Raw genomic sequence first — 21,421 nt, 5'->3', positions numbered from 1 at the left:
TCCCGGGGGGCAGGGCCGGCGAGGGGCGGTCGGCCGCGGACGGCGTCTTGCGTGCGGGTGGCACGCAGCGGAGTGCCGCCTCCTTCGTTCTGACAGAAAGAACCGGAGGGAGCGGACGTGAAGGAAGAGAACGGGTTTCGGTACGGGCCTCTCTCGGCCCGTTGCGCGCATCTGTGCATCGACATGCAGCGGCTCTTCGCCGAGCCCACCGACTGGCACGCGCCCTGGATGGCGCGGACGCTGCCGGTGGTGGAGCGGATCGCGGCCGCGCATCCCGAGCGGACGATCTTCACGCGCTTCATCCCCGCCACCCATCCCGGGGAGGGGGAGGGGACCTGGCGCCGCTACTACGAGCGCTGGGAGGGGGTGACGCTGGAGGCGCTTCGGCCCGAGCAGGTGGAGCTGCTGCCCCCGCTCGCCCGGCTGGTCCCGCCGGCGCGGGTGATCGACAAGAGCGTGTACTCGCCCTGGCTTCGGCCGGAGCTGGAGGCGGTGCTGAAGGAGTGGGAGACGGACACGCTGATCGTCACGGGCGCGGAGACGGATGTCTGCGTCCTCGCCGGCGTGCTCGGCGCCGTGGACCGCGGGTACCGCGTGGTGGTGCCGACCGATGCCGTCTGCTCCTCCTCCGACCGCACGCACGATGCGCTGCTCACGCTCTACCGCGAGCGCTACGGGCAGCAGGTGGAGACGGTGCGGACGGAGGAGCTACTCGCCGCCTGGGCCTAGCGCCGGCCCCTCGCGCCCGAGGAGGCGGGCGGCGCGGCGGTGGAGCTTGTGCAGGATGGCGTCGAGGGCGTGCCGCTCCTCCTCCGTCAGCGCCTCGGCCAGCTCGGCCTGCAGGGCGCGGGCGCGGGGGACGATGCGGCGGTAGAGGGCGAGGCCACGGGGCGCCAGGCGCAGCACCTGGGCGCGCTGGTCCTCCGGGTGCGGGGCGCGGGCGACGAAGTCCTTGGCCGCGAGGCGGATGACGGCGCGGCTGACCTTCACCCGGTCCATCTCGGTGCGCGCGATCACCGCCTGGGTGGTGAGGGACGTGCCCTCGCCGAGGATGGCCATGACGCGCCACTCGGGGATGGAGAGGCCGAACTCGGCCTCGTAGCGGTCCGCGAAGGCGCGGCTCACCGTCTCGCCGGCGACCGAGAGCCGGTAGGGCAGGAACTCGGCGAGGCGGAGCGGGGCGGGGGCGGGCTTGGGCATCAGGGGAGTGTTGTATCATCTTATATGAGATGATAAGCCCCCGATAACGGCCTGGTCCTCGAAGATCGGCCAGGAGGAGGGCCCGGCCATGCACGTCGATTACCGATCCCTCCGCTTCGAGTACCGGCGCTCGCCGGACCAGTCGGCGCCCCAGGCCGCGCGCCACGCGGTGGTGGTGGTGGGGGCGGGGCCGGTGGGGCTCGCGACCGCGATCGACCTCGCGCAGGCCCTCGAGGGATCGGGCCGGCGCGTGCTGCTGCTGGACGACGACGCCAGCCTCTCCAACGGGTCGCGCGCCATCTGCTTCGCCAAGCGCACGCTCGAGATCTTCGACCGGCTCGGCTGCGGCGACGCCATGGTGGAGAAGGGCGTGACCTGGAGCCGCGGGCGGGTCTTCCACCGGGAGGACCCCGTCTACAGCTTCGACCTTCTGCCCGAAAGCGGGCATCGCCGCCCGGCCTTCGTCAACCTGCAGCAATACTACGTCGAGGGCTTCCTGCTCGACCGCGCCCGCGCCATGCCCGGGATCGAGATCCGCTGGGGGAACAAGGTGGCGGCCGTGGAGCCCTCGGAGGATGGCGTGGGCCTCACGGTCGAGACGCCGGACGGCGCGTACCGGATCGTCGCCGACTACCTCGTGGCCGCGGACGGCGCGCGCTCCCCGATCCGCCGCGCCCTCGGCCTGGAGAGCAAGGGCCGGACCTTCCGCGACCGCTTCCTCATCGCCGATGTCCGCATGAAGGCCGACTTCCCGGCCGAGCGCTGGTTCTGGTTCGACCCGCCCTTCCACCCCAACCAGTCCGTGCTGCTGCATAGCCAGCCCGACGGCGTCTGGCGCATCGACTTCCAGCTCGGCTGGGACGCGGACCCGGTGGCGGAGCGCGATCCCGTGCGGGTGATCCCCCGCGTGCGGGCGCTGCTGGGCAAGGATGCCGACTTCGAGCTCGAATGGGTGAGCGTCTACACCTTCTCCTGCCTGCGCATGGAGCGCTTCCGCCACGGGCGCGTGGTCTTCGCGGGCGACGCGGCCCACGGCGTCTCCCCCTTCGGCGCGCGCGGCGCGAACAGCGGCGTGCAGGACGCGGAGAACATCGCCTGGAAGCTCGCCCTCGTGCTGCGCGGCGCGGCGCCGGACGCGTTGCTGGACAGCTACGACGCCGAGCGCGTGGCGGCGGCCGACGAGAACATCCTCAACTCCACGCGCTCCACCGACTTCATCACGCCGAAGAGCGAGGCGAGCCGGGCCTTCCGCGACGCGGTGCTGGACCTCGCGCGGGACTGCGCCTTCGCGCGGCGCCTGGTGAACAGCGGGCGGCTCTCCCTGCCCAGCACCTACGCGGCCTCGCCGCTGAACACGCCGGACGACGAGGTCTTCGAGGGGCCGATGGTGCCCGGCGCGCCGGCGCTGGACGCGCCGCTGGCCGGCGGCGACTGGCTGCTGCGGCATCTCGGCGGCGGCTTCGTGCTGCTGCATTTCGGCGAGGCCGCGCCCGCCCCGCCCGCGACCGTGCCGCCGCTTCGTGTCCTGGCCGTGACGGCGGCCGCCGACGCGGAGGGGCTGGCCGCGCGCCGCTACGACGCGCGGCCGGGGACCACGTACCTCATCCGCCCGGACCAGCACGTCTGCGCCCGCTGGCGCCGCTTCGATCCCGAGGCCGTGCGCGCGGCCCTCGACCGCGCGACGGGGCGGGGCGTGGAGGGGGCGTGATGCTGAACACCGAGCCCAACATCGCCGCGCCCGACGACTTCTACGAGGCGCTGCTCGCGCTCCACCAGGACCTTTCGCCCGAGCAGGGGCGGCAGGTGGACGCGCGGCTGATCCTGCTCCTTTGCAACCACATCGGCGACCCCGCCGTGCTGCGCCAGGCCATGGCGCGGGCGCGGGAGGGGATCGTGCCCGCGGGGCACGACGCCACCCTCGCCGCCCGCGCCTGAAGGAACCCCCTATGTCCGGCTTCGCCAGCACCACCGACCTCGCCGACAAGACCATCTCCTTCGACGAGCTCGGCCCGGGCCTCTACGGCTACACGGCGGAGGGCGACCCGAACTCGGGCGTGGTCATCGGGGACGAGGGCGTGCTGGTCGTGGACGCCCAGGCGACGCCGCGCATGGCGGCCGACGTGATCGCGCGCATCCGCACCGTGACGGACAAGCCGGTGACGCATGTGGTGCTCTCGCACTACCACGCCGTGCGCGTGCTCGGCGCCTCCGGCTACGAGGGGGCGCAGGTGATTGCGTCGGACGTCACGCGCGACCTCATCGTCGAGCGTGGGCAGCAGGACATGGACAGCGAGATCGGCCGCTTCCCCCGCCTGTTCCGCGGCAAGGAGAGCATCCCGGGCCTGACTTGGCCGGACGTGACCTTCCACAAGAAAATGACGCTCTGGATGGGCAAGCGGGAGGTGCAGATCATCCAGATCGGGCGCTCGCACACGGCCGGCGACACGATCGTGTGGCTGCCGAAGGAGCGCGTGCTGTTTTCGGGCGACTGCGTGGAATACGGCGCGACTCCTTATTGCGGCGACGCCCATTTCGCGGACTGGCCGGGCACGCTGGAGGCCATCCGGGCGCTGAAGCCGGTGGCGCTGGTGCCCGGGCGCGGCAACTCGCTGACGACACCCGAGCGGATCGAGGAAGGCCTGCGGGGCACGGCGGAGTTCACGGCGGACCTGTTCGCGATCGCGCGGAAGGGGGTCGCGGCCGGGCACTCCCTCAAGCAGGTCTACGACGAGGCGATGTCGGCCATGCGCCCGAAATACGGGCACTGGGTGATCTTCGACCACTGCATGCCCTTCGACGTCTCCCGCGCCTATGACGAGGCGAAGGGCCTCGACCATCCCCGCATCTGGACCGCCGAGCGCGACGTCGAGATGTGGAAGGCGTTGGAACACGGCACCGAGATGAAGTCCGCCGAGCTGGACCGCTAGAGAGGAGCCCCGCATGAACGCCCCCTTCAGCCCATCGCCGCTCACCCGCAACGAGACGGGCTACATGCCCGGCTTCGGGAACGGCTTCGAAACGGAGGCCCTGCCGGGGGCGCTGCCGGTCGGCCGCAACTCCCCGCAGAAATGCTCTTACGGCCTCTACGCGGAGCAGCTCTCGGGCTCGCCCTTCACGGCGCCGCGGGCGACGAACGAGCGGTCCTGGCTCTACCGCATCCGGCCGACCGTCGCCCACTGGGGCGCCTTCGAGCGGGTGGATCCGGGGCTGTGGCGCACGGCCCCCTGCGCGGAGGTGGAGCTGCCGCTCGCGCCCATGCGCTGGGACCCGCTGCCGCTGCCGGAGGGGGAGGTCTCCTTCCTGGAGGGCATCCGCACCATCACCACGGCGGGCGACGCGGGCGCGCAGTCCGGCATGGGGGCGCATGTCTACCTCGTCACGCGCTCCATGGCGGACGAGTACTTCTACAACGCCGACGCGGAGATGCTCTTCCTGCCGCAGCAGGGGGCGCTGCGGCTCGCGACCGAGTTCGGGGTGATCGACATCGCGCCCGGCGAGATCGCCGTCGTGCCGCGGGGCGTGAAGCTGCGGGTGGAGCTGCGGGGCGGACCGGCGCGCGGGTATCTCTGCGAGAACTACGGCGGCGCCTTCACCCTGCCCGAGCGGGGGCCGATCGGCGCCAACTGCCTGGCGAACCAGCGCGACTTCCTGACGCCGGTCGCGGCCTACGAGGACCGCGAGGTGCCCTCGCTTCTCACGGTGAAGTGGGGCGGGGTGCTGTGGCGGACGGAGATCGGGCAGTCGCCGCTCGACGTCGTCGCTTGGCACGGGAACTACGCGCCCTACAAGTACGACCTCAAGCGCTTCTCCCCGGTGGGGCCGATCCTCTTCGACCACGCGGACCCCTCGATCTTCACGGTGATGACCTCGCCGAGCGAAACGCCGGGCACGGCGAACATCGACTTCGTCATCTTCCCCGACCGCTGGCTGGTGGCCGAGAACACCTTCCGCCCGCCCTGGTACCACATGAACGTCATGAGCGAGTTCATGGGGCTGATCGAGGGCGTCTACGACGCCAAGCCCGGCGGCGGCTTCACGCCCGGCGGCTTCTCGCTGCACAACTGCATGCTGCCGCACGGGCCCGACGTGACGGCCTTCGAGGGCGCGAGCGCGGCGGAGCTGAAGCCGCACAAGCTCGAGGGCACGCTCGCCTTCATGCTCGAGACGCGCCTGCCGCAGCGCGTCACGCGCTTCGCGGCCGAGGCGCCGGGGTTCCAGCGCGACTACGCCGGCTACGGCGCGGGCCTGCGCAAGCACTTCAACCCGAACCAGCGGTAGAGCATGACCGACGCCACGCACGACCCGGCCCTGCGGAGCTGGGTCGCCTCCGCCAACGGCCACGCGGAGTTCCCGATCCAGAACCTGCCGCTCGGCGTCTTCACGCCGCCCGGGGGCGGCGCCGCGCGGGCGGGGGTCGCGATCGGGGACATGATCCTCGACCTTGCGGCCGCGCCGGTCGCCGAGGACATCCGCGAGGCGGCGGCGGGCGGGTCACTGAACGCGGTCTTCGCGCTCGGCGCCGGGCCGCGGCGCGCGCTGCGGGAGCGGCTCTCGCTGCTGCTGTCCGACGGCGGCGGGCAGCGCGGGGCGGTGGAGCCGCACCTGCACCCGATGGCCGGCTGCACGCTGCACCTGCCGGCGCGCATCGGCGACTACACGGACTTCTACGTCGGCATCCACCACGCGGTGAACGTCGGCCGTGTCTTCCGGCCCGACAACCCGCTGCTGCCGAACTACAAGCACGTGCCGATCGGCTACCACGGCCGCGCCTCCTCGGTGCGCGTCTCGGGCACGCCGGTGCGGCGGCCGAAGGGGCAGATCAAGGCGCCCGAGGCCGAGGCGCCGCGCTTCGCGCCCTGCGAGCGGCTCGACTACGAGCTCGAGGTCGGCATCTGGATCGGCCCGGGCTCGGCGCTCGGCGACGGCATCCCCGTGGGGGAGGCCGACGCGCATGTGGCGGGCTACGGGCTGCTGAACGACTGGTCGGCGCGCGACATCCAGGCCTGGGAGTATCAGCCACTGGGCCCGTTCCTCGCGAAGAACTTCGGCTCGACCATCTCCCCCTGGGTAGTGACGCCGGAGGCGCTGGAGCCCTTCCGCATCGCCCAGCCCCCGCGCCCGCCGGGCGACCCGGCGCCGTTGCCCTACCTGCTCGACCCGCAGGACCAGGCGCGCGGGGCCTTCGACATCGGCCTCGAGGTGCTGATCCTGACGGCGGCCATGCGCGAGAAGGGGATCGCGCCGCACCGGATCGCGCTGTCGAACACGCGCCACATGTACTGGACCGTCGCGCAGATGGTCGCGCACCACGCGTCCAACGGCTGCGACCTGAACCCGGGGGACCTGCTGGGCTCGGGCACCATCTCGGCGCCCGACACGGGCGGCTTCGGCAGCCTGCTGGAGGCCAGCCGCGGCGGGAAGGAGCCGGTGCCGCTGCCCTCGGGCGAGGTCCGCCGCTTCCTGGAGGACGGGGACGAGGTGATTCTCCGCGCCCATGCCAGCCGGGCGGGCTTCGCCTCGATCGGCTTCGGGGATTGCCGCGCGACCGTTCTGCCGGCCAACTGACGCGTCACCCGAATCAATACGACAAGCCGGCCGCGCGAGCCGGCGGCAGGGAGGTTCCATCCATGACCCGCTTCACCCTTCGCCGGCGCGCCCTGCTGGGGGCCGGGATCGCAGCGCTGCCGCTCGCCCCGGCGCTGGCCGCCTATCCCGAGCGCTCGCTCCGCTGGATCGTCGCCTACGCGGCGGGGGGCGGCACGGACGTGCTGGCGCGGCTGGTGGGGGCGAGCCTCTCGCCGCGCCTCGGCCAGCCGATCGTCATCGAGAACCGGCCGGGCGCCGCGACGAACATCGGCGCCGAGGCCGTCGCGAAGTCGCCGCCCGACGGCTACACGCTGTTCAGCGCGGACAACGGCACGCTCGTCTTTAACACGGCCCTCTTCAAGCGCCTGCCCTACGACCCCGTGCGCGACTTCCGCCCCGTCGGGCTGATGGCGCGCTTCCCGCTGTTCCTGGTGGTGGGGGAGAAGGCACCGGCGGACACGGTGGAGGCGCTGGTGGCCCGCGCGAAGGCGGCGCCGGGCTCCATCGACTGCGCGACGGCCGGCATCGGCTCGCCCCACCACCTCGCGCTGGAGCGTCTCTCGCGCGAGGCGGGGGTGCGATTCAACCACGTGCCCTATCGCGGGGCGGCGCCGGCACTGAACGACCTGATCGCCGGCACGGTGCCGATGATGGTGCTCGACTACCCCTCGGGCGCGGAATACCTGCGCTCGGGCCGGGTGAAGGCGCTCGCGGTGCTCTCGGCCCAACCCATCGCCGACCTGCCGGCGGTGCCGACGGCGGGGGCCGCCCTCGGGCTCCGCGGCTTCGAGGCCTACGCCTGGCAGGGCGTGGTGGTGCCGAAGGCGACGCCGGACGCGCTGGTCGCGCAGCTCACGCGGGAGCTGGACGCGACGATGCGCGACGAGGCGGTGCGGGCGCGGCTGCAGCAGCTCGGGCTCGAGCCGCTGACGGGCGGCCCGGCGGAGTTCGAGGCGCTGCTCGATCGCGAGCGCGCGACCTGGCTGCCGCTGATCCGCGACCTCAACATCACCCTCGACTGACGGGAGCGCCGATGCGCCTGCACGGATACTTCCGCTCCTCCGCGGCCTGGCGGGTGCGGATCGCGCTGCACCTGAAGGGGGTGGCGGTGGAGCACGCCTTCCACCACCTGCGGAAGGGCGAGCAGCGCGCGCCGGACTACCTCTGCCTCAACCCGCAGGGGCTGCTGCCGTCGCTGGAGACGGACGACGGCGCGGTGCTCACCCAGTCGCTCGCCATCTGCGAGTGGCTGGACGAGACGATCCCCGCGCCGCCGCTGCTGCCGGGCGACGCGCTGGCGCGGGCGCGGATCCGGGCCGTCGCGCTGGCCATCGCCTGCGACATCCACCCCGTGCAGAACCTGAAGGTGCTGGCGGCGCTGCGGGCGATCCCGCTGCCGGAGGAGGCGGTGACGGGCTGGGCGCGGCGCGTGATCCGGGAGGGGCTGGAGGCCTGCGAGGCGCTGGTGGCGGGCGGGGAGGGGCCGTTCCTCTTCGGGGCCGCGCCGACGCTGGCGGACCTTTGCCTTGTCCCGCAGGTGGGCAACGCGCGCCGCTTCGGGGCGCCGATCGACGACCTGCCGAGGCTCCGCGCGGCGGTCGCGGCCTGCGAGGCGCACCCGGCCTTCGTCGCGGCCTCGCCCGAGCGGCAGGGCGACGCGGAATAGGGCCCTTCCCGGCCGGGGGGGAATGCCATTCCCCCGCCGGGGGCCCCCGCAGGACAGGGCCACCGCGGCGTGGCCGATGTTTGGGAAACCGCGCTCTTTCGCCGGGGCGGCGTCGTTCATAGCTTTTGGCCCATGAACGAGACCCTCTTCCGCGCCGCCTTCTCCGGCTTCGCGGCGCGCTGTCGGGGCTGATCCGCCCCGATCCCACGCCGTCCCGAACCGCCGGAGTCCTTCCATGTCCGACACGCACGCCCTCGGCGGGCGCGGGGCCGTCGCCCCCGCGCGGCCCGTTCCCGCGCCCCGGCGCCCGCGCTTCCGAGGCCTCGATCTCTCCCGGACGCGGCGCTTCGCCTCCTCCGCGGTGATCCTGCTTCTCTGGCAGGGGGCCTCGATGGCCGGGCTGATCGCGCCCCGCACCCTCGCGGCGCCGACCACCATCGTGGCGACGGCCTGGGAGCTGGTCCTGTCGGGCGAGCTGCCGCACCACCTGCTCGTCTCCCTCGGGCGCGTGGCGACGGGGCTGTCGATCGGCGTCTCGTCGGGCGTCGCCCTCGCGCTGATCGCGGGGCTGTCGCGCCGGGGCGAGGAGATCGTGGACGCGCCGATGCAGATGCTGCGGACGCTGCCCTTCCTCGCGCTCGTGCCGCTCTTCATCCTCTGGTTCGGCATCGGCGAGACGCCGAAGATCGCGCTCGTCTCGCTCGGCAGCGCCTTTCCCGTCTACCTCACGCTCTTCGCGGGCATTCGGGGCACCGACCCGAAGCTGATGGAGGCGGGGCGGGTCTTCGGGCTCGACCGCGCCGGGCTCATCCGCCACGTCGTGCTGCCGGGGGCGCTGCCCTCGGGGCTGGTCGGGCTGCGCTACGCGCTCGGCAGCGCGCTGCTCAGCCTCGTCATCGCGGAGCAGATCAACGCGACGGCCGGCATCGGCTTCCTCATCAACGACGCCCGCGACTTCCTGCGCACCGACGTGATCGTCGTGGGGCTCCTCGTCTACGCGCTGCTCGGCCTCGGCGCCGACGCGCTGGTGCGGGGCTTCGAGCGGCGGGCGCTCGCCTGGCGCCCAAACCTGATCAAGGGGTGAGAGATGTCGGACGAACGCAGGGTCTCGGTCGGCGGGCTGACGCGCCGCTTCGGCAGCAATACCGTGCTGCACGGGCTCGACCTCGAGCTGGAGCCCGGCTCCTTCACCGCGCTGCTCGGCCGCTCAGGCTCGGGCAAGACGACGCTGCTGCGCACGTTGGCGGGGCTCGATCCCGCGCCGGCGGAGGCCCGGATCGGGCTACCGGACCGCGTCGCCGCCGTCTTCCAGGAGCCGCGGCTGCTGCCCTGGAAGCGCGTCTGGGCGAATGTCGCGCTCGGGCTCGAAGGCCGCGACGCGAAGGGGCGGGCGGAGCGGGCGCTGGGCGAGGTCGGCCTCGCGCGGCACCTCGAGGCCTGGCCGGCGACGCTGTCGGGCGGCGAGGCGCAGCGCGCGGCCCTGGCCCGGGCGCTCGTGCGGGAGCCGCGGCTGCTGCTGCTGGACGAGCCCTTCGCGGCGCTCGACGCGCTCACCCGCATCCGCATGCACGCGCTGGTGCTGGAGCTCTGGCGCGCCCACGGCCCGACCACGCTGATCGTGACGCACGACGTGGACGAGGCGGTGCTGCTGGCCGACCGCGTGCTGGTGCTCGACGCCGGGCGCATCGCGGCGGATATCGCGGTGGAGATGCCGCGCCCGCGCAGCCACGGGGACGCGCGCTTCGTCGCGCTGCGCCGCCGCCTCCTCGCCGAGCTTGGCCTCGAGGCCGAGGTGCTGCAGGAGGCCGCATGACCACCGCCGTCACGCGCCGCGCCGGCCTTCTCGGCGCGCTCTCCCTGCCGGCCGTCGCGCGGGCGCAGGGGCCGGTCACGCTGCGTGTCGCGCAGTACAAGGCGGGGGACGCGCTGCTGCTCCGCCTCGCGGGGCTGGCGGACACGCCCTACCGGGTGGAGTGGTCCGAGTTCGGCTCGGGCAACCTCATGCTGGAAGCCGCCAACGCCGGGGCGCTGGACCTCGCCTACGGCAGCGAGGTCCCGCCGACCTTCGCCGCCGTCTCCGGCGCCCGCGTGAGGCTCGTCGCGGTCATCCGCGGCGACGTGAACGAGCAGGTGGTGCTGGTGCCTCAGGGGTCGGCCATCCGCGACGTCGCGGGGCTGCGCGGCAAGCGCGTCGGCTACGTGCGGGCGACGACGACGCACTACTATCTCTCGCGCATGCTGGCGGAGGCGGGGCTCTCGCTGGCCGACGTGCAGCTCGTGAACCTGACGCCCTCCGACGGCCAGGCAGCCTTCCGGGCGGGGGCGCTCGATGCCTGGGCGATTTACGGCTACTCCGTGCCGGTGGCCCGGCAGGGGGGCGCGCGGGTGCTGCGCACGGCGGAGGGCATCCTTTCCGGCAACTACCCCTACTTCATCCGCGCGGGGCTGGCGGAGGAGCCGGCGCGGGCCGAGGCGGCGCGCGACTTGCTGGACCGCCTTCGCCGCGCGCTGCCCTTCATCGCCGAGCGTCCCGCGGAATACGCGGCGGCCCAGGCGGCCGCGCTGAACGTGCCGGAGGCGACGATCCGCGCCCTGCTGGACAACGTCTCGCAGCCGCGGAGCCTCGTCGCGGTGGACGACGCGGCGATCGCCTCGCACCAGGCGGTGGCGGACGAGTTCGCGCGGATCGGCGTCATCCCGCGGCGGGTGGAGGTCGCGCCGCTCTGGGACCGCGGCTTCGCCCGGCTGGGGGGCGCGGCGTGATGGACGGCTCGATCCTCGCGCCGCGGGCGGCGCCGCTCGGCGACCTCGTGCGGCGCTTCGCCGAGGGTGCCGCCGCCCATGACCGCGACGCCAGCTTCCCGCACGAGAACATCGCGGCTCTGCGCGAGGCTGGGCTGCTGGGCGCGACGGTGCCGCCGGAGTTCGGCGGGCCGGGGCGGGACCTTCCCTGGGCCGCGTCGCTCGTCGGCGCGGTGGCGGAGGGCTGCCCGGCGACGGCGCTGGTGCTCGCGATGCAGCTCATCCAGCACCGCGGCCTCGCCCGCAACGGCGCCGTGCCGCGCGCGCTGCGCGCCCGGATTGCGGAGGGCGCGGTCGCGCGGGGCGAGGTGATCAACGCGCTGCGGGTGGAGCCCGAGCTCGGCACGCCCGCGCGCGGCGGCCTGCCCGCGACCACGGCCCGCCGCGTCGACGGCGGCTGGCGGCTGGACGGGCGCAAGATCTACTCGACCGGCGCGCCGGCGCTCGACTGGGGACTCGTCTGGGCGCGCACGGACGAGGCCTCGCCGCGGACGGGGATGTTCCTCGTGCCGATGCGCGCGCCGGGCGTGCGGATCGTGGAGACCTGGGACGGGGCGGGGCTGCGCGCCTCGGGCAGCCACGACGTGCTCTTCGCCGACGTGGCGCTGCCGGAGGACCACGCGCTGGAGCTGCGCGCGCCCGCGGCCTGGACGGCGCCTGACGCCGACGCGGTGGCCTGGAACACGATCCTGGTCGCGGCCCTCTACACCGGCGTCGCCCGCGCGGCGCGGGACTGGTTGGTCGGCTTCCTGCGGGAGCGGGCGCCGGCCAGTCTCGGCGCGCCGCTTGCGACCCTGCCGCGCGTGCAGGAGGCGGTGGGGCGGATCGAGGCGCTGATCCTGACCAACGAGCGCCTCGTCGCCGATGCCGCGCGCGCGCCGGGCACGGCGACGGCCTGCGCCCTGGTCAAGACGGTCGCGGCCGACAACGCCATCGCCGCCGTGCAGGAGGCGCTGGCGCTCTGCGGGAACCACGGCCTGTCGCGGGCCAACCCGCTCGAGCGCCACCTGCGCGACGTTCTCTGCGCCCGAATCCACACGCCCCAGCCCGACGCCGCGCTCCTCGCGGCCGGGCGCGCGGCGCTCTCCATCTGACGGAGGAACACCTCATGAGCCTCAACACGCTTCCTGCCGACGGCGTCGAGTTCATCGGCATGGTGCAGCCGCGCCAGCAGTCGGAGATCCACCCGGCGAGCGGTCCCTCGATCGACCCGGGCTATCTCGTCGCCTCCGCCCAGGCGCATGACGAGGGCGGCTTCGACCGTATCCTCATCGGCTGGTTCTCGGACGGGCCGGACGGGCTGCAGCTCGCGGCGCATGCGGGGGCGCACACGAAGAAGGTCGGCTTCCTCGTCGCGCACCGCCCGGGCTTCGTCGCGCCGACCAACGCGGCGCGCGCCTACGCGACGCTCGACCAGCTCACGGGCGGGCGGGCCGCGATCCACGTTATCTCCGGCGGCGACGACGCCGACCAGGCGCGGGACGGGGACTGGCTCTCGAAGGACGAGCGCTACGCGCGGACGGACGAGTACGTCTCGATCCTGAAGTCGGTCTGGGAGGGCAGGGCGCCCGTGGACCACGAGGGCGCCTACTACCGCATCAAGGGGGCCTCGCCGGCCGTGCGCCCGGTGCAGCAGCCGCGCGTTCCCGTCTATTTCGGCGGCGCCTCCGAGGCCGCGCTGCGGGTGGCCGGCAAGCAGGCGGACGTCTACGCGCTGTGGGGCGAGACGCACGCGCAGGTGCGGGAGATCGTGAGCCGCGTGCGGGCCGAGGCGGCGAAGCATGGGCGTGCGGACCAGGTGCGCTTCTCCCTCTCCTTCCGCCCCATCCTGGCGGAGACGGAGGAGGCGGCCTGGGCGAAGGCGGAGGGCATCCTCGGCCGCATCCGGGAGGTGCGGGGGCAGTCTGCGCTCGGCCCGAACAGCCACGGGCCGCAGAACGCGGGCTCGCAGCGCCTGCTGGCGGCGGCGGCGCTGGGCGACCGGCCGGAGGGGCGGCTCTACACCGCGATCGCGCGCGAGACGGGCGCGCGGGGGAACACGACCGCCCTCGTCGGCACGCCCGAGCAGGTGGCGGAGGCCTTCCTCGAATACTACGACCTCGGCGTGACCACCTTCCTCATCCGCGGCTTCGACCCGCTGGAGGACGCGTTGGAGTACGGACGCTCCCTGCTGCCGGCGACGCGCCGGCTCGTCGCCGAGCGCCTCGCGCGCCGCGTGCGGGTGGCCGCGGAATGAGCGCGATGATCGGCCGGCGTCTTCTCCTGGCGGGCGCCGGGATCCTTGCCGCCCCGCGCCTGCTTCGCGCGCAGGCGCCGCTGCGGGTGGGCGACCAGCGCGGCAACGCGCGGGCGGTGATGGAGGCCTCGGGGCAGCTCGCGGGCTTCGGCGAGCGGATCGCCTGGAGCGAGTTCCCGGCCGCCGCCCCCCTGGTGGAGGCGCTGAACGCCGGGGCCATCGACACGGGGCTGGTGGGGGACGCGCCCTTCACCTTCGGCGCCGCGGCCGGCGTGCCGATCAAGGCGATCGCCGCCACGCGGGAGAACCGCGGGGGGCTGGCCATTATCGTGCCCAAGGAAAGCCCCGTTCAGTCCCTGGCGGACCTCAAGGGGAAGCGCGTCGCGACCGGGCGCGGCTCGATCGGACACCAGGTGGTGCTGGCGGCGCTGGAGGCGGCAGGCCTGCCGCTGGATGCCGTGCGCTTCGTCTTCCTCCTGCCCGCCGACGCCAAGGCCGCCTACACGAGCGGCGCGGTCGAGGCCTGGGCGACCTGGGAGCCCTATGTCTCGCAGGAGGAGCTTCTCTCCGGCGCGCGGATCGTGGCGGACGGGCAGGGGATCACCCCCGGTCTCGGCTTCCAGGCGGCGCGCACCGACGCCATCGCCGCCCGGCGTCCGGAGCTCGCCGAGTTCGTGCGGCGGCTCGCGGCCGCGCGGCAATGGGCCAACGCCAATGCGCCGGGCTACGCGCAGACCTGGTCGGGGCTGATGAACGTGCCCGCCCCCGTCGCCCAGCGCTGGTTCGAGCGCGCGGGCACCCGCGTGGTGCCGATCGACGACGGCGTGGCGGCGGACGAGCAGCGGAACATCGACCTCTACACCCGCGCCCGGCTGGTCCGCACCCGGATCGAGGCGCGCGACCTGCTCGACGCCTCCTTCAACGAGGCCGTGGCGGCCGGCCTCCGGGGCGCTTGACGCCGGCGGCACCCGGCCGCAACCCTCCCCCACCCGGGGAACCCACGAAGAGGACAGAGCACCATGCCGGACGGCAACATCGCCAAGCCCCCCCAGGGCTATGACTGGCGCAACAAGGGCATCCGCCACATCTCCGCGAAGGCGAAGAGCTGCGACACGCCCGAGACGAAGGGCATGAACCGCGAGGTCGCGATCTCCGGCAGCCGCAACGGCTCCTCCGCGCTCTGGGCCGGCACGAACCGGATCGAGCCGAACTCGCAGACCGGGCCGCACCATCACGGCCCGCTCGAGAGCGTCATCTACGTCATCTCCGGCACGGCCCACATGCGCTGGGGCGACCGGCTGGAGTTCATCACCGAGGCGAAGGCGGGGGACTTCTTCCTCGTGCCGCCCTACGTGCCGCACCAGGAGATCAACTCCTCCGCGACCGAGGTGCTGCACTGCGCCCTGGTCCGCAGCGGGACGGAGGAGGTGGTGGTGAACCTGCCCGACCTCGACATCGTCGACGAGCCGGAGTGGATCAAGCAGGGCTGACGGGGCCCGTGGCCGGGCGGCGCGATCCGCCCGGCGCGCCCGTGTTCCTCGCGCCATGATGGACGAGATCGACCGCAAGATCGTCGGCTTCCTGCAGGAGGACGCGACGCTTTCCGTGGCGCAGCTGGCGGACAAGGTAGGGCTCTCGGCCACGCCCTGCTGGAAGCGCGTGCAGAAGCTCGAGGCGAGCGGCGTCATCACGCGCCGGGTCGCGCTCGTCGATCCCGAGAAGATCGGGGTGGACCTCATCGTCTACGTCGCGATCGAGGCCGGGGACCACACGCCGGACTGGCTCCGCACCTTCTCCCGCACCATCGCGGCGATGCCCGAGGTGATGGAGGCGCACCGCATGGCCGGTGAGGTCGACTACATGCTCCGCGTTGCGGTCACCGGAATGGCGGAGTTCGACGGCTTCTACAAGCGGCTGATCGAGGCCGTGCCGATGCGCAACGTCACCTCCCGCTTCGCGATGGAGCGGCTGAAGTACACCACCGCCTATCCCCTGCACGGCGCGCGCTTCCGGGACCGCGGCGCGCGCGAGCCCGAGGGCGGGGGCTGAGGGGCGGCGGGGAACCCCGGCGCGCCGCCGCCGTTCACTCCCGCGGCCATTTCGGCAACAGGGAGACCACCATGAGCCTTTTCGACACCATCAAATCGAAGATCTTCGGCCACAAGGCCGAAGCGGCGACGCCGGGCGGCATCGGCACGCCCACCAGCAGCAGCGCGAACGCCGGCAGCCCCACGCCGGACACGACGGCCGGGGCGGGCGGCGGCGTGGACGTGGAGGCCGTGCTGAAGGACATGGCGTCCAAGAACGCGCAGCCGCTCAACTGGCAGACCTCGATCGTCGACCTGATGAAGCTGCTCGGCCTCGACAGCAGTCTGGCCAACCGCAAGGAGCTGGCGGGGGAGCTGGGCTACACCGGCAGCACCGACGACAGCGCCTCCATGAACATCTGGCTGCAGAAGCAGGTCATGCAGAAGCTGGCCGAGAACGGCGGCAAGGTGCCGGAGAGCCTCAAGGGCTGAGCGGGCGCTGCCCGGGCCGCCCGTTCAGCGGGCGGCCATCGCCTCGCCCAGCGCCGCCGCCTCGCCGAGCGAGGTGACGATGGCGTCGGCGGGGCCTTCCTCCCGCAGCGCCGCCAGCATGGCGCTGTCGGGGGGCGCGTCCCAGAGGCCGACGATGACCTTCGCCTCCGGCAGCTGGCGCGCGATGCGGCGGAGGAAGTAGCGCAGCCCCGCCACGCTGTTTCCCTCCTCGAGCACCGAGAGGAGGCAGAGGCGGACGATCGCGGGGTCCAGGCGCGCGAGGTTCGCGTTCTCCAGCGCCGCACTCGTCTCCGCCCGGGCGCCGAGGCCGGCGCGGTGGAGCACGAGGGCGGCGAGGCGGGCGGCGAGCGGGTCGAAGGGCCCGCGGCCGGCGATGCAGAGGACCGCGCCCTCCGCCTGCCATTCCGCCGGGAGCGAGGAGGGGCCGGCGGCGCCGAGGTCGGAGAGGTCGTCCAGCAGGATGCCGACCTGGTTGCGGATGATGTCCATTCGCTCGGGCTCCAGCGCCTCGCGCGACCAGTCGTTCTGGGCGAGGACGAGGCCCTGCAGCGCCACGTTGTCGCCGTAGGCGGTCAGCGAGTTGCCGTCCTCGGCCAGGAACTCCCGCGCCTGCTCCACCAGCCCGTCCGCGTCGCCCTCGAGCGCGCGCTGGTAGAAGCTTTCCTGCGGCTGGAGCGGCGGGCGGTCGCCGAGCATCACGTCGAAGAACTCGAAGCGCGGGACGTGGCGGCCGAGCACGACGAGGCCGACCGTGAGCGGCGTCGCGATGAGGAGGCCGATGGGCCCCCAGAGGAAGGCCCAGAAGCTGGCGGCGAGCACCACCGAGAGGGGCGAGAGGCCGGTGCGGCGGCCGAAGAGCAGCGGCTCCAGCACCTGGCCCATGACGAGGCCGCAGACGAGGAAGACGCCGAGGACCGCGATGGCGATCGTCCAGCCCGGCTCGATCGCGGCCGCCAGCAGGAGGGGCGGCGCGATGGCGATGGGGGTGCCGATGAAGGGCACGAAGCGCATCAGCCCCGCGAGGATGCCCCAGAGGAGCGGGCTGGGCAGGCCGATGGCGGCGAGCACGGCCGAGATGAGCACCGCGTAGCCCGCGTTGAGCGCGACCTGGGCGAGGAAGAGGCGCGAGAGGCGGGCGGCCGCGTCGTTCATCGCGGTCATCGTGCGGTGCAGGTCGCGCGCGCCGGCGAGGCGGATCGCGCGGTCGCGCAGGTCCTCCCGGTAGAGGAGGACGAGGATGCTGAAGATGATGACGAGCCCCGCGGTGGCCAGCGGGCGCAGGAGCGGGCCGAGCACGTTGCCGAGCACGCCCAGCAGCGCCGCGTCCGAGCGGGGGGCGGCGACCACGACCGGCGCGGCCGCCGCTGCGTCCGGCGCGGCGCCGCCGAGGAGCTCCTGCCCGCGCCGCACGAGGTCGCCCAGGCCCTGCAGGGCGCCGAGCTTGGCCCGCAGCGTCGCGGCGTAGCGGGGGATTTCCGCGGCGAGGTCCACCGCCTGGGCGCCGAGCGCCGTGCCGATCGCGCCGAGGACGAGGAAGGTCGCGAGCACCGCGGCCAGCACCGAGAGGCCCTTGCCCAGGCCCAGGCGCTGGAGGGCCTTGGCGACGGGCGCCAGCACGAAGGCCATCAGCACGGCCAGCACGAGCGGCACCAGCACGTCCCGCCCGAAGTAGAGCGCGGCCACGATCACCGCGGCCGAGACCAGCATCGCCGCCCCGGCCACGGGATTGGCGGCGGCGGGCGGCGGCGGCAGGCGTCGGTCGGTCGGGGCCATCAGGCGCTATTCGTTCCATCGGGAGGGCGGGAAAGGGCGGCCGTGCCACGCCCCCCGGCATCCCACCAGCCCCCTGCCGCGTTGCGCGCGGGAACGTCATCGGCGGAGCCGGTGATCACGACAGGCCGGAATGCCAGGATCGGCGCCGGAACGAAGGAGTCCCCGTGCCCGGTCCAGCCGCCTCGCCACCCCCGCCCGCTTTCCTCCCGGCCGCGGGGGGTGCCAAGCGCCCCCTGCGCCTGCGCGTTCCCCTCCTCGCCGGCCTGCTGGTGGTGCTGGCGATCGTCGCCGGTGGCCTGGGCACCGTCCTCAACGGCCGGGACGGGGTCGCCATCGACGCCGGCAACGAGGTCGTCGTCGGGCTGGAGGGCGTGCTCTCGGCCATGAAGGACGTGGAGACCGGGCAGCGCGGCTTCCTCATCGTCGGGCGGGAGGAGTACCTCGACCCCTACAAGGCCGGGCTGGTGGCGGTGGAGGAGCGGCTGGTCGCGGTGGAGCGCCTCCGCGGCGTCGCCGGCCTGCCCGCCGACCGGGACCTGCGCGAGCTGATCGAGCGGCGCGAGGCCCTGGCGGAGCGCTCGGTCGTCGCCCGGCGGCAGGGCGGCGTGGAGCAGGCCCAGGCCGTGATGGAGACGGGCGAGGGGCGGGCGGCGATGGACGCCATCCGGGTCGAGGTCGCGCGCCAGCAGGCGGCGGCCCGGGCGCGGGTGGAGGCGCTGAACCAGGCGAGCAGCGACCGGGGCATCCTTCTCTGGGGCCTTTCCGTGGGCGCGGCCCTGCTCGCCTGCGCGCTGCTCGGCGCCTACGCGCTGTCGCGGCGGCGGGCCGAGCGGCGGGCGAACGCGCTGCTCGACGCCGTGATGGCCAACGCGCCGGTCGGCCTCGGCTTCGTCGGGCGCGACATGGGCGTGACGAACGCCAACCGCGCGCTGGTGGAGATCGGCGAGCGGGCGATGGGCCTCGCGGCCGGCGCCGGCGCGCCCGGCGCCATGCCGGCCCTGCCCGAGGCGGTGCGGGAGCGGCTCGCACCCCGGCTGCGCGCGGTCATGGAGGGCGGGAGGGCGCAGGCGGAGGTCGAGGTGGAGACCGCGCCGCCGGACCGGCCGGAGGAGCGGCACTACCTCCTGGCCACGCTCTTCCCCCTCGCCCAGTCCGGGCCGGGGCAGGGGGGCGCCGGCCTCATCCTGATGGACGTCACCCGCCGCCGCCGCGCCGAGGACCGGCTGCGGCGGAGCGAGTCCCGCTTCCGCACCCTGGCCAACTCCCTCCCGCAGCTTGCTTGGCAGACCAACGCCGCGGGCGAGATCGAGTGGTACAACCGCCGCTGGTACGAGTTCACCGGCACCACCTTCGACACGATGAAGGGCTCGGGCTGGGTCGCCGTGCACCACCCGGACCATGTCGAGCGGGTGAAGGCGCATTTCCGCGCGGCCATCGAGGCCGGGGAGCCCTGGGAGGATTTCTTCCCCCTGCGCGGGGCCGACGGCCACTACCGTTGGTTCCTCAGCCGCGCCGTGCCGATCCGCGACGAGCCCGACGAGAACGGGGAGGGCGGCACCATCACCGGCTGGTTCGGCACCAACACCGACGCGACCGACCTGCGGGAGGCGCAGGAGGAGGCGATGCTGGCGCGCGAGGCGGCGGAGGACGCGAACCGCGCGAAGAGCCAGTTCATCGCCAACATGAGCCACGAGCTCCGCACGCCGCTCTCGGCCGTGATCGGCTACTCCGAGATGCTTGAGGAGGAGGCGGGCGACCTCGAGGGCGGCGAGGCGCTGACGAAGGACCTGCAGAAGATCGGCGCCAACGCGCGCCACCTCCTCTCCCTCATTAACGACGTGCTCGACCTCTCGAAGATCGAGGCGGGGCGGATGGAGACGCATGCGGAGAACTTCCCGGTCGAGACGCTGGTGAGCGAGACGGTCTCGACCGTGCAGGCGCTGGTGGCGGGGAAGGGGAACACGCTCGAGGTGCGGACGCCCGAGGGCCTCGGCAGCATGCACTCGGACCAGGTGAAGCTGCGGCAGTGCCTGATCAACCTTCTCTCCAACGCGAGCAAGTTCACGGAGAAGGGGCGGGTAACTCTGTCGGCCGAGCCGGGGCGGGACGCGATGGGGCGGCGCGAGATCGCCTTCCGCGTGGCGGACACGGGCATCGGCATGACGCCCGAGCAGCTCTCCCGCCTGTTCACGCGCTTCACCCAGGCGGACAGCTCCACGACGCGGCGCTTCGGCGGCACGGGGCTCGGGCTCGCGATCACGAAGGCCTTCTGCACGCTGCTCGGCGGCGACATCGCGGTGGAGAGCGAGGAGGGCCGCGGCACGACCTTCACCATCCGCGTGCCGATGGACCTGCGCGAGACCGGGCCGGACCCGGAGGCCGAGCGCGAGGCGACCGCCCTGCCGGGCGAGGAGGAGCGCACGCAAGCGGGGCTCGTGCTCGTGGTGGACGACGACCCGGCCTCGCGCGAGCTGCTGTCGCGCTTCGTGGTGCGGGACGGCTTCGCGGTGCGCTGCGCCCAGGACGGCGAGGAGGGGCTTCGCCTGGCGAAGCAGCTCCGCCCCACCGCCATCCTCCTCGACGTGATGATGCCGCGCATGGACGGCTGGTCCGTGCTGACCGCGCTGAAGGCCGATCCGGACTTGGCCGACACGCCGGTGGTGATGGTCTCGATCGTGCAGGAGCGGGCGCTGGCGGTCTCCCTGGGTGCCGCGGACTACCTCATCAAGCCCGTTCAGTGGCACCGGCTGCGCAGCGTGCTCGATCGCTACCGCGCGCCCGGCGCGGCGCTGGTGGTGGAGGCCGAGGGCGAGGCGCGGGCGGATCTCCGCCGGCTGCTCGAGAGCGAAGGGTGGTCGGTGGAGGAGGCGGAGGGGACCGAGGCGGCCATGGCGCGCCTGACCGCCCCCGGCCCGCTCGCGCCTCCGGTCGGGCTGGTGCTCGTCGCCGTGCCCGGGCCGGAGGGGGACGGGCTGCGGCTGGTGCACGGGCTGCGGGCGCGGGAGGACCTGCGGCACCTGCAGGTGATCGCGCTGACCGGCGGCGAGGTGGCGCCGGCCGAGCTGGAGGCGCTGCGCGGGCAGGTGCGCCGCGTGCTGCCGGCCGACGACGAGCCGCCGGAGGCGCTGCTCTCCGAGCTGCGGCGCATCGCCCAGGCGCGCGCGGCAGGGAACCCGGCAGGGAACCCGACCCCGGCCGCCCCGTTGACGACGGAGACGGAGGCTGCTGCACGATGACGAAGATCCTGCTCGTGGAGGACCACGAGGAGCTCTGGGATTTCCTGTCCCGCCGGCTGCGCCGCCGCGGCTTCGACGTGGTGCTGGCGCATGACGGGCAGCAGGGCGTGGACATGGCGCGGGCGGAGCGGCCGGACGTCGTCCTGATGGACATGAACCTGCCGGTGATGGACGGCTGGACCGCCGCCCGCACGCTGCGCGCCGACCCCGACACGGCGGCCATCCCCATCATCGCCCTGACGGCCCACGCGATGTCGGGCGACCGGGACCGGATGCTTGAGGCGGGGTGCAACGACTACCACCCCAAGCCCGTGGACTTCCCGCAGCTCCTCCAGCAGATCGACGCGGCGATGCTGGCGGCGGAGGGCTGAGCGCGCCGCGG

Annotated in this window: 21 protein-coding genes; 19 read left to right on the top strand and 2 right to left on the bottom strand. The window is 73.8% G+C overall.

Features of this window, described 5'->3' with window-relative positions; translation table 11 throughout:
- The first annotated feature begins 117 nt into the window (after positions 1 to 117).
- Entirely contained in the window at positions 118 to 729 is a 612-nt protein-coding gene (locus tag EAH89_RS21310; protein ID WP_140885733.1) for a cysteine hydrolase family protein, read from the top strand.
- Here the strand turns inward: EAH89_RS21310 and EAH89_RS21305 are convergent.
- Positions 709 to 1,200 (bottom strand): MarR family winged helix-turn-helix transcriptional regulator, encoded by a 492-nt coding sequence (locus EAH89_RS21305; protein WP_140885732.1) that lies wholly within the window; start codon positions 1,198 to 1,200, stop codon positions 709 to 711. The two genes, EAH89_RS21310 and EAH89_RS21305, sit on opposite strands and share 21 nt — an antisense overlap.
- An 88-nt stretch (positions 1,201 to 1,288) precedes the next feature.
- On the opposite strand from EAH89_RS21305, the gene EAH89_RS21300 reads away from it, so the two are divergent.
- The 16 genes from EAH89_RS21300 (at position 1,289) to EAH89_RS21225 (ending at position 16,009) form a co-directional block, all read left to right on the top strand.
- On the top strand, positions 1,289 to 2,908 hold the full coding sequence (locus EAH89_RS21300) for an FAD-dependent oxidoreductase (protein ID WP_140885731.1): 1,620 nt from the start codon (positions 1,289 to 1,291) through the stop codon (positions 2,906 to 2,908).
- On the top strand, positions 2,908 to 3,135 hold the full coding sequence (locus tag EAH89_RS21295) for a DUF2783 domain-containing protein (RefSeq protein ID WP_140885730.1): 228 nt from the start codon (positions 2,908 to 2,910) through the stop codon (positions 3,133 to 3,135). Before EAH89_RS21300 ends, EAH89_RS21295 begins: the two co-directional genes overlap by 1 nt.
- 11 nt (positions 3,136 to 3,146) lie before the next feature.
- Positions 3,147 to 4,127, top strand: coding sequence for an MBL fold metallo-hydrolase (locus tag EAH89_RS21290; RefSeq protein WP_140885729.1), 981 nt, complete (start codon positions 3,147 to 3,149; stop codon positions 4,125 to 4,127).
- 13 nt (positions 4,128 to 4,140) lie between these two features.
- Complete coding sequence (hmgA, locus tag EAH89_RS21285) at positions 4,141 to 5,478, top strand: homogentisate 1,2-dioxygenase (RefSeq protein ID WP_140885728.1); 1,338 nt, start codon at positions 4,141 to 4,143, stop codon at positions 5,476 to 5,478.
- Between the two features lie 3 nt (positions 5,479 to 5,481).
- The gene (fahA, locus tag EAH89_RS21280) at positions 5,482 to 6,765 is read left to right on the top strand and encodes a fumarylacetoacetase (protein ID WP_140885727.1); all 1,284 of its coding nucleotides are present in this window, start codon (positions 5,482 to 5,484) and stop codon (positions 6,763 to 6,765) included.
- Positions 6,766 to 6,827: 62 nt separating this feature from the next.
- Positions 6,828 to 7,808: a Bug family tripartite tricarboxylate transporter substrate binding protein gene (locus EAH89_RS21275; RefSeq protein ID WP_140885726.1), complete on the top strand. Its 981-nt coding sequence runs from the start codon at positions 6,828 to 6,830 to the stop codon at positions 7,806 to 7,808.
- A gap of 11 nt (positions 7,809 to 7,819) precedes the next feature.
- Positions 7,820 to 8,452, top strand: a complete 633-nt coding sequence (gene maiA / locus EAH89_RS21270; RefSeq protein ID WP_140885725.1) for a maleylacetoacetate isomerase — start codon at positions 7,820 to 7,822, stop codon at positions 8,450 to 8,452.
- A 235-nt stretch (positions 8,453 to 8,687) separates the two neighbouring features.
- Positions 8,688 to 9,536, top strand: a complete 849-nt coding sequence (locus tag EAH89_RS21265; protein WP_140885724.1) for an ABC transporter permease — start codon at positions 8,688 to 8,690, stop codon at positions 9,534 to 9,536.
- A 3-nt stretch (positions 9,537 to 9,539) separates the two neighbouring features.
- Positions 9,540 to 10,265: an ABC transporter ATP-binding protein gene (locus tag EAH89_RS21260; RefSeq protein WP_140885723.1), complete on the top strand. Its 726-nt coding sequence runs from the start codon at positions 9,540 to 9,542 to the stop codon at positions 10,263 to 10,265.
- Positions 10,262 to 11,215, top strand: a complete 954-nt coding sequence (locus EAH89_RS21255) for an ABC transporter substrate-binding protein (protein WP_140885722.1) — start codon at positions 10,262 to 10,264, stop codon at positions 11,213 to 11,215. Before EAH89_RS21260 ends, EAH89_RS21255 begins: the two co-directional genes overlap by 4 nt.
- Positions 11,215 to 12,348, top strand: a complete 1,134-nt coding sequence (locus EAH89_RS21250; RefSeq protein ID WP_140885721.1) for an acyl-CoA dehydrogenase family protein — start codon at positions 11,215 to 11,217, stop codon at positions 12,346 to 12,348. Before EAH89_RS21255 ends, EAH89_RS21250 begins: the two co-directional genes overlap by 1 nt.
- 14 nt (positions 12,349 to 12,362) lie before the next feature.
- Positions 12,363 to 13,490 carry an LLM class flavin-dependent oxidoreductase gene (locus tag EAH89_RS21245; RefSeq protein WP_140885720.1) on the top strand — a complete coding sequence of 376 codons (1,128 nt, stop codon included), beginning with the start codon at positions 12,363 to 12,365 and terminating at the stop codon, positions 13,488 to 13,490.
- Positions 13,487 to 14,446 (top strand): ABC transporter substrate-binding protein, encoded by a 960-nt coding sequence (locus tag EAH89_RS21240; RefSeq protein ID WP_140885719.1) that lies wholly within the window; start codon positions 13,487 to 13,489, stop codon positions 14,444 to 14,446. The genes EAH89_RS21245 and EAH89_RS21240 overlap by 4 nt, the downstream gene beginning before the upstream one ends.
- Before the next feature lie 63 nt (positions 14,447 to 14,509).
- Entirely contained in the window at positions 14,510 to 14,980 is a 471-nt protein-coding gene (locus EAH89_RS21235) for a cupin domain-containing protein (RefSeq protein ID WP_140885718.1), read from the top strand.
- A gap of 55 nt (positions 14,981 to 15,035) precedes the next feature.
- Positions 15,036 to 15,539, top strand: a complete 504-nt coding sequence (locus EAH89_RS21230; RefSeq protein ID WP_338325542.1) for an Lrp/AsnC family transcriptional regulator — start codon at positions 15,036 to 15,038, stop codon at positions 15,537 to 15,539.
- Between the two features lie 71 nt (positions 15,540 to 15,610).
- Positions 15,611 to 16,009 (top strand): DUF3597 domain-containing protein, encoded by a 399-nt coding sequence (locus tag EAH89_RS21225; RefSeq protein ID WP_140885717.1) that lies wholly within the window; start codon positions 15,611 to 15,613, stop codon positions 16,007 to 16,009.
- A 24-nt stretch (positions 16,010 to 16,033) separates the two neighbouring features.
- Here the strand turns inward: EAH89_RS21225 and EAH89_RS21220 are convergent, their stop codons facing one another.
- Positions 16,034 to 17,803 (bottom strand): AI-2E family transporter, encoded by a 1,770-nt coding sequence (locus EAH89_RS21220; RefSeq protein ID WP_140885716.1) that lies wholly within the window; start codon positions 17,801 to 17,803, stop codon positions 16,034 to 16,036.
- Between the two features lie 164 nt (positions 17,804 to 17,967).
- Between EAH89_RS21220 and EAH89_RS21215 the strand changes: the two genes are divergently transcribed.
- Both EAH89_RS21215 and EAH89_RS21210 read left to right on the top strand, forming a co-directional pair.
- Positions 17,968 to 21,039, top strand: coding sequence for a response regulator (locus EAH89_RS21215; protein ID WP_140885715.1), 3,072 nt, complete (start codon positions 17,968 to 17,970; stop codon positions 21,037 to 21,039).
- Entirely contained in the window at positions 21,036 to 21,410 is a 375-nt protein-coding gene (locus tag EAH89_RS21210) for a response regulator (protein WP_140885714.1), read from the top strand. Before EAH89_RS21215 ends, EAH89_RS21210 begins: the two co-directional genes overlap by 4 nt.
- The last annotated feature ends 11 nt before the right edge of the window (positions 21,411 to 21,421 follow it).

The sequence above is a fragment of the Muricoccus nepalensis genome (assembly GCF_006438825.1).
GTDB classification, from domain to species: Bacteria; Pseudomonadota; Alphaproteobacteria; order Acetobacterales; family Acetobacteraceae; genus Roseomonas; species Roseomonas nepalensis.
This window is presented reverse-complemented; position numbering and strand designations above follow the sequence as displayed.

Bases quoted from the DNA above. Each gene is read 5' to 3' on its own strand.
- EAH89_RS21305 (WP_140885732.1), bottom strand. From the start codon at position 1,200: ATGCCCAAGCCCGCCCCCGCCCCGCTCCGCCTCGCCGAGTTCCTGCCC.
- EAH89_RS21300 (WP_140885731.1), top strand. From the start codon at position 1,289: ATGCACGTCGATTACCGATCCCTCCGCTTCGAGTACCGGCGCTCGCCG.
- EAH89_RS21295 (WP_140885730.1), top strand. From the start codon at position 2,908: ATGCTGAACACCGAGCCCAACATCGCCGCGCCCGACGACTTCTACGAG.
- EAH89_RS21290 (WP_140885729.1), top strand. From the start codon at position 3,147: ATGTCCGGCTTCGCCAGCACCACCGACCTCGCCGACAAGACCATCTCC.
- hmgA (WP_140885728.1), top strand. From the start codon at position 4,141: ATGAACGCCCCCTTCAGCCCATCGCCGCTCACCCGCAACGAGACGGGC.
- fahA (WP_140885727.1), top strand. From the start codon at position 5,482: ATGACCGACGCCACGCACGACCCGGCCCTGCGGAGCTGGGTCGCCTCC.
- EAH89_RS21275 (WP_140885726.1), top strand. From the start codon at position 6,828: ATGACCCGCTTCACCCTTCGCCGGCGCGCCCTGCTGGGGGCCGGGATC.
- maiA (WP_140885725.1), top strand. From the start codon at position 7,820: ATGCGCCTGCACGGATACTTCCGCTCCTCCGCGGCCTGGCGGGTGCGG.
- EAH89_RS21265 (WP_140885724.1), top strand. From the start codon at position 8,688: ATGTCCGACACGCACGCCCTCGGCGGGCGCGGGGCCGTCGCCCCCGCG.
- EAH89_RS21260 (WP_140885723.1), top strand. From the start codon at position 9,540: ATGTCGGACGAACGCAGGGTCTCGGTCGGCGGGCTGACGCGCCGCTTC.
- EAH89_RS21255 (WP_140885722.1), top strand. From the start codon at position 10,262: ATGACCACCGCCGTCACGCGCCGCGCCGGCCTTCTCGGCGCGCTCTCC.
- EAH89_RS21250 (WP_140885721.1), top strand. From the start codon at position 11,215: ATGGACGGCTCGATCCTCGCGCCGCGGGCGGCGCCGCTCGGCGACCTC.
- EAH89_RS21245 (WP_140885720.1), top strand. From the start codon at position 12,363: ATGAGCCTCAACACGCTTCCTGCCGACGGCGTCGAGTTCATCGGCATG.
- EAH89_RS21240 (WP_140885719.1), top strand. From the start codon at position 13,487: ATGAGCGCGATGATCGGCCGGCGTCTTCTCCTGGCGGGCGCCGGGATC.
- EAH89_RS21235 (WP_140885718.1), top strand. From the start codon at position 14,510: ATGCCGGACGGCAACATCGCCAAGCCCCCCCAGGGCTATGACTGGCGC.
- EAH89_RS21230 (WP_338325542.1), top strand. From the start codon at position 15,036: ATGATGGACGAGATCGACCGCAAGATCGTCGGCTTCCTGCAGGAGGAC.
- EAH89_RS21225 (WP_140885717.1), top strand. From the start codon at position 15,611: ATGAGCCTTTTCGACACCATCAAATCGAAGATCTTCGGCCACAAGGCC.
- EAH89_RS21220 (WP_140885716.1), bottom strand. From the start codon at position 17,803: ATGGCCCCGACCGACCGACGCCTGCCGCCGCCGCCCGCCGCCGCCAAT.
- EAH89_RS21210 (WP_140885714.1), top strand. From the start codon at position 21,036: ATGACGAAGATCCTGCTCGTGGAGGACCACGAGGAGCTCTGGGATTTC.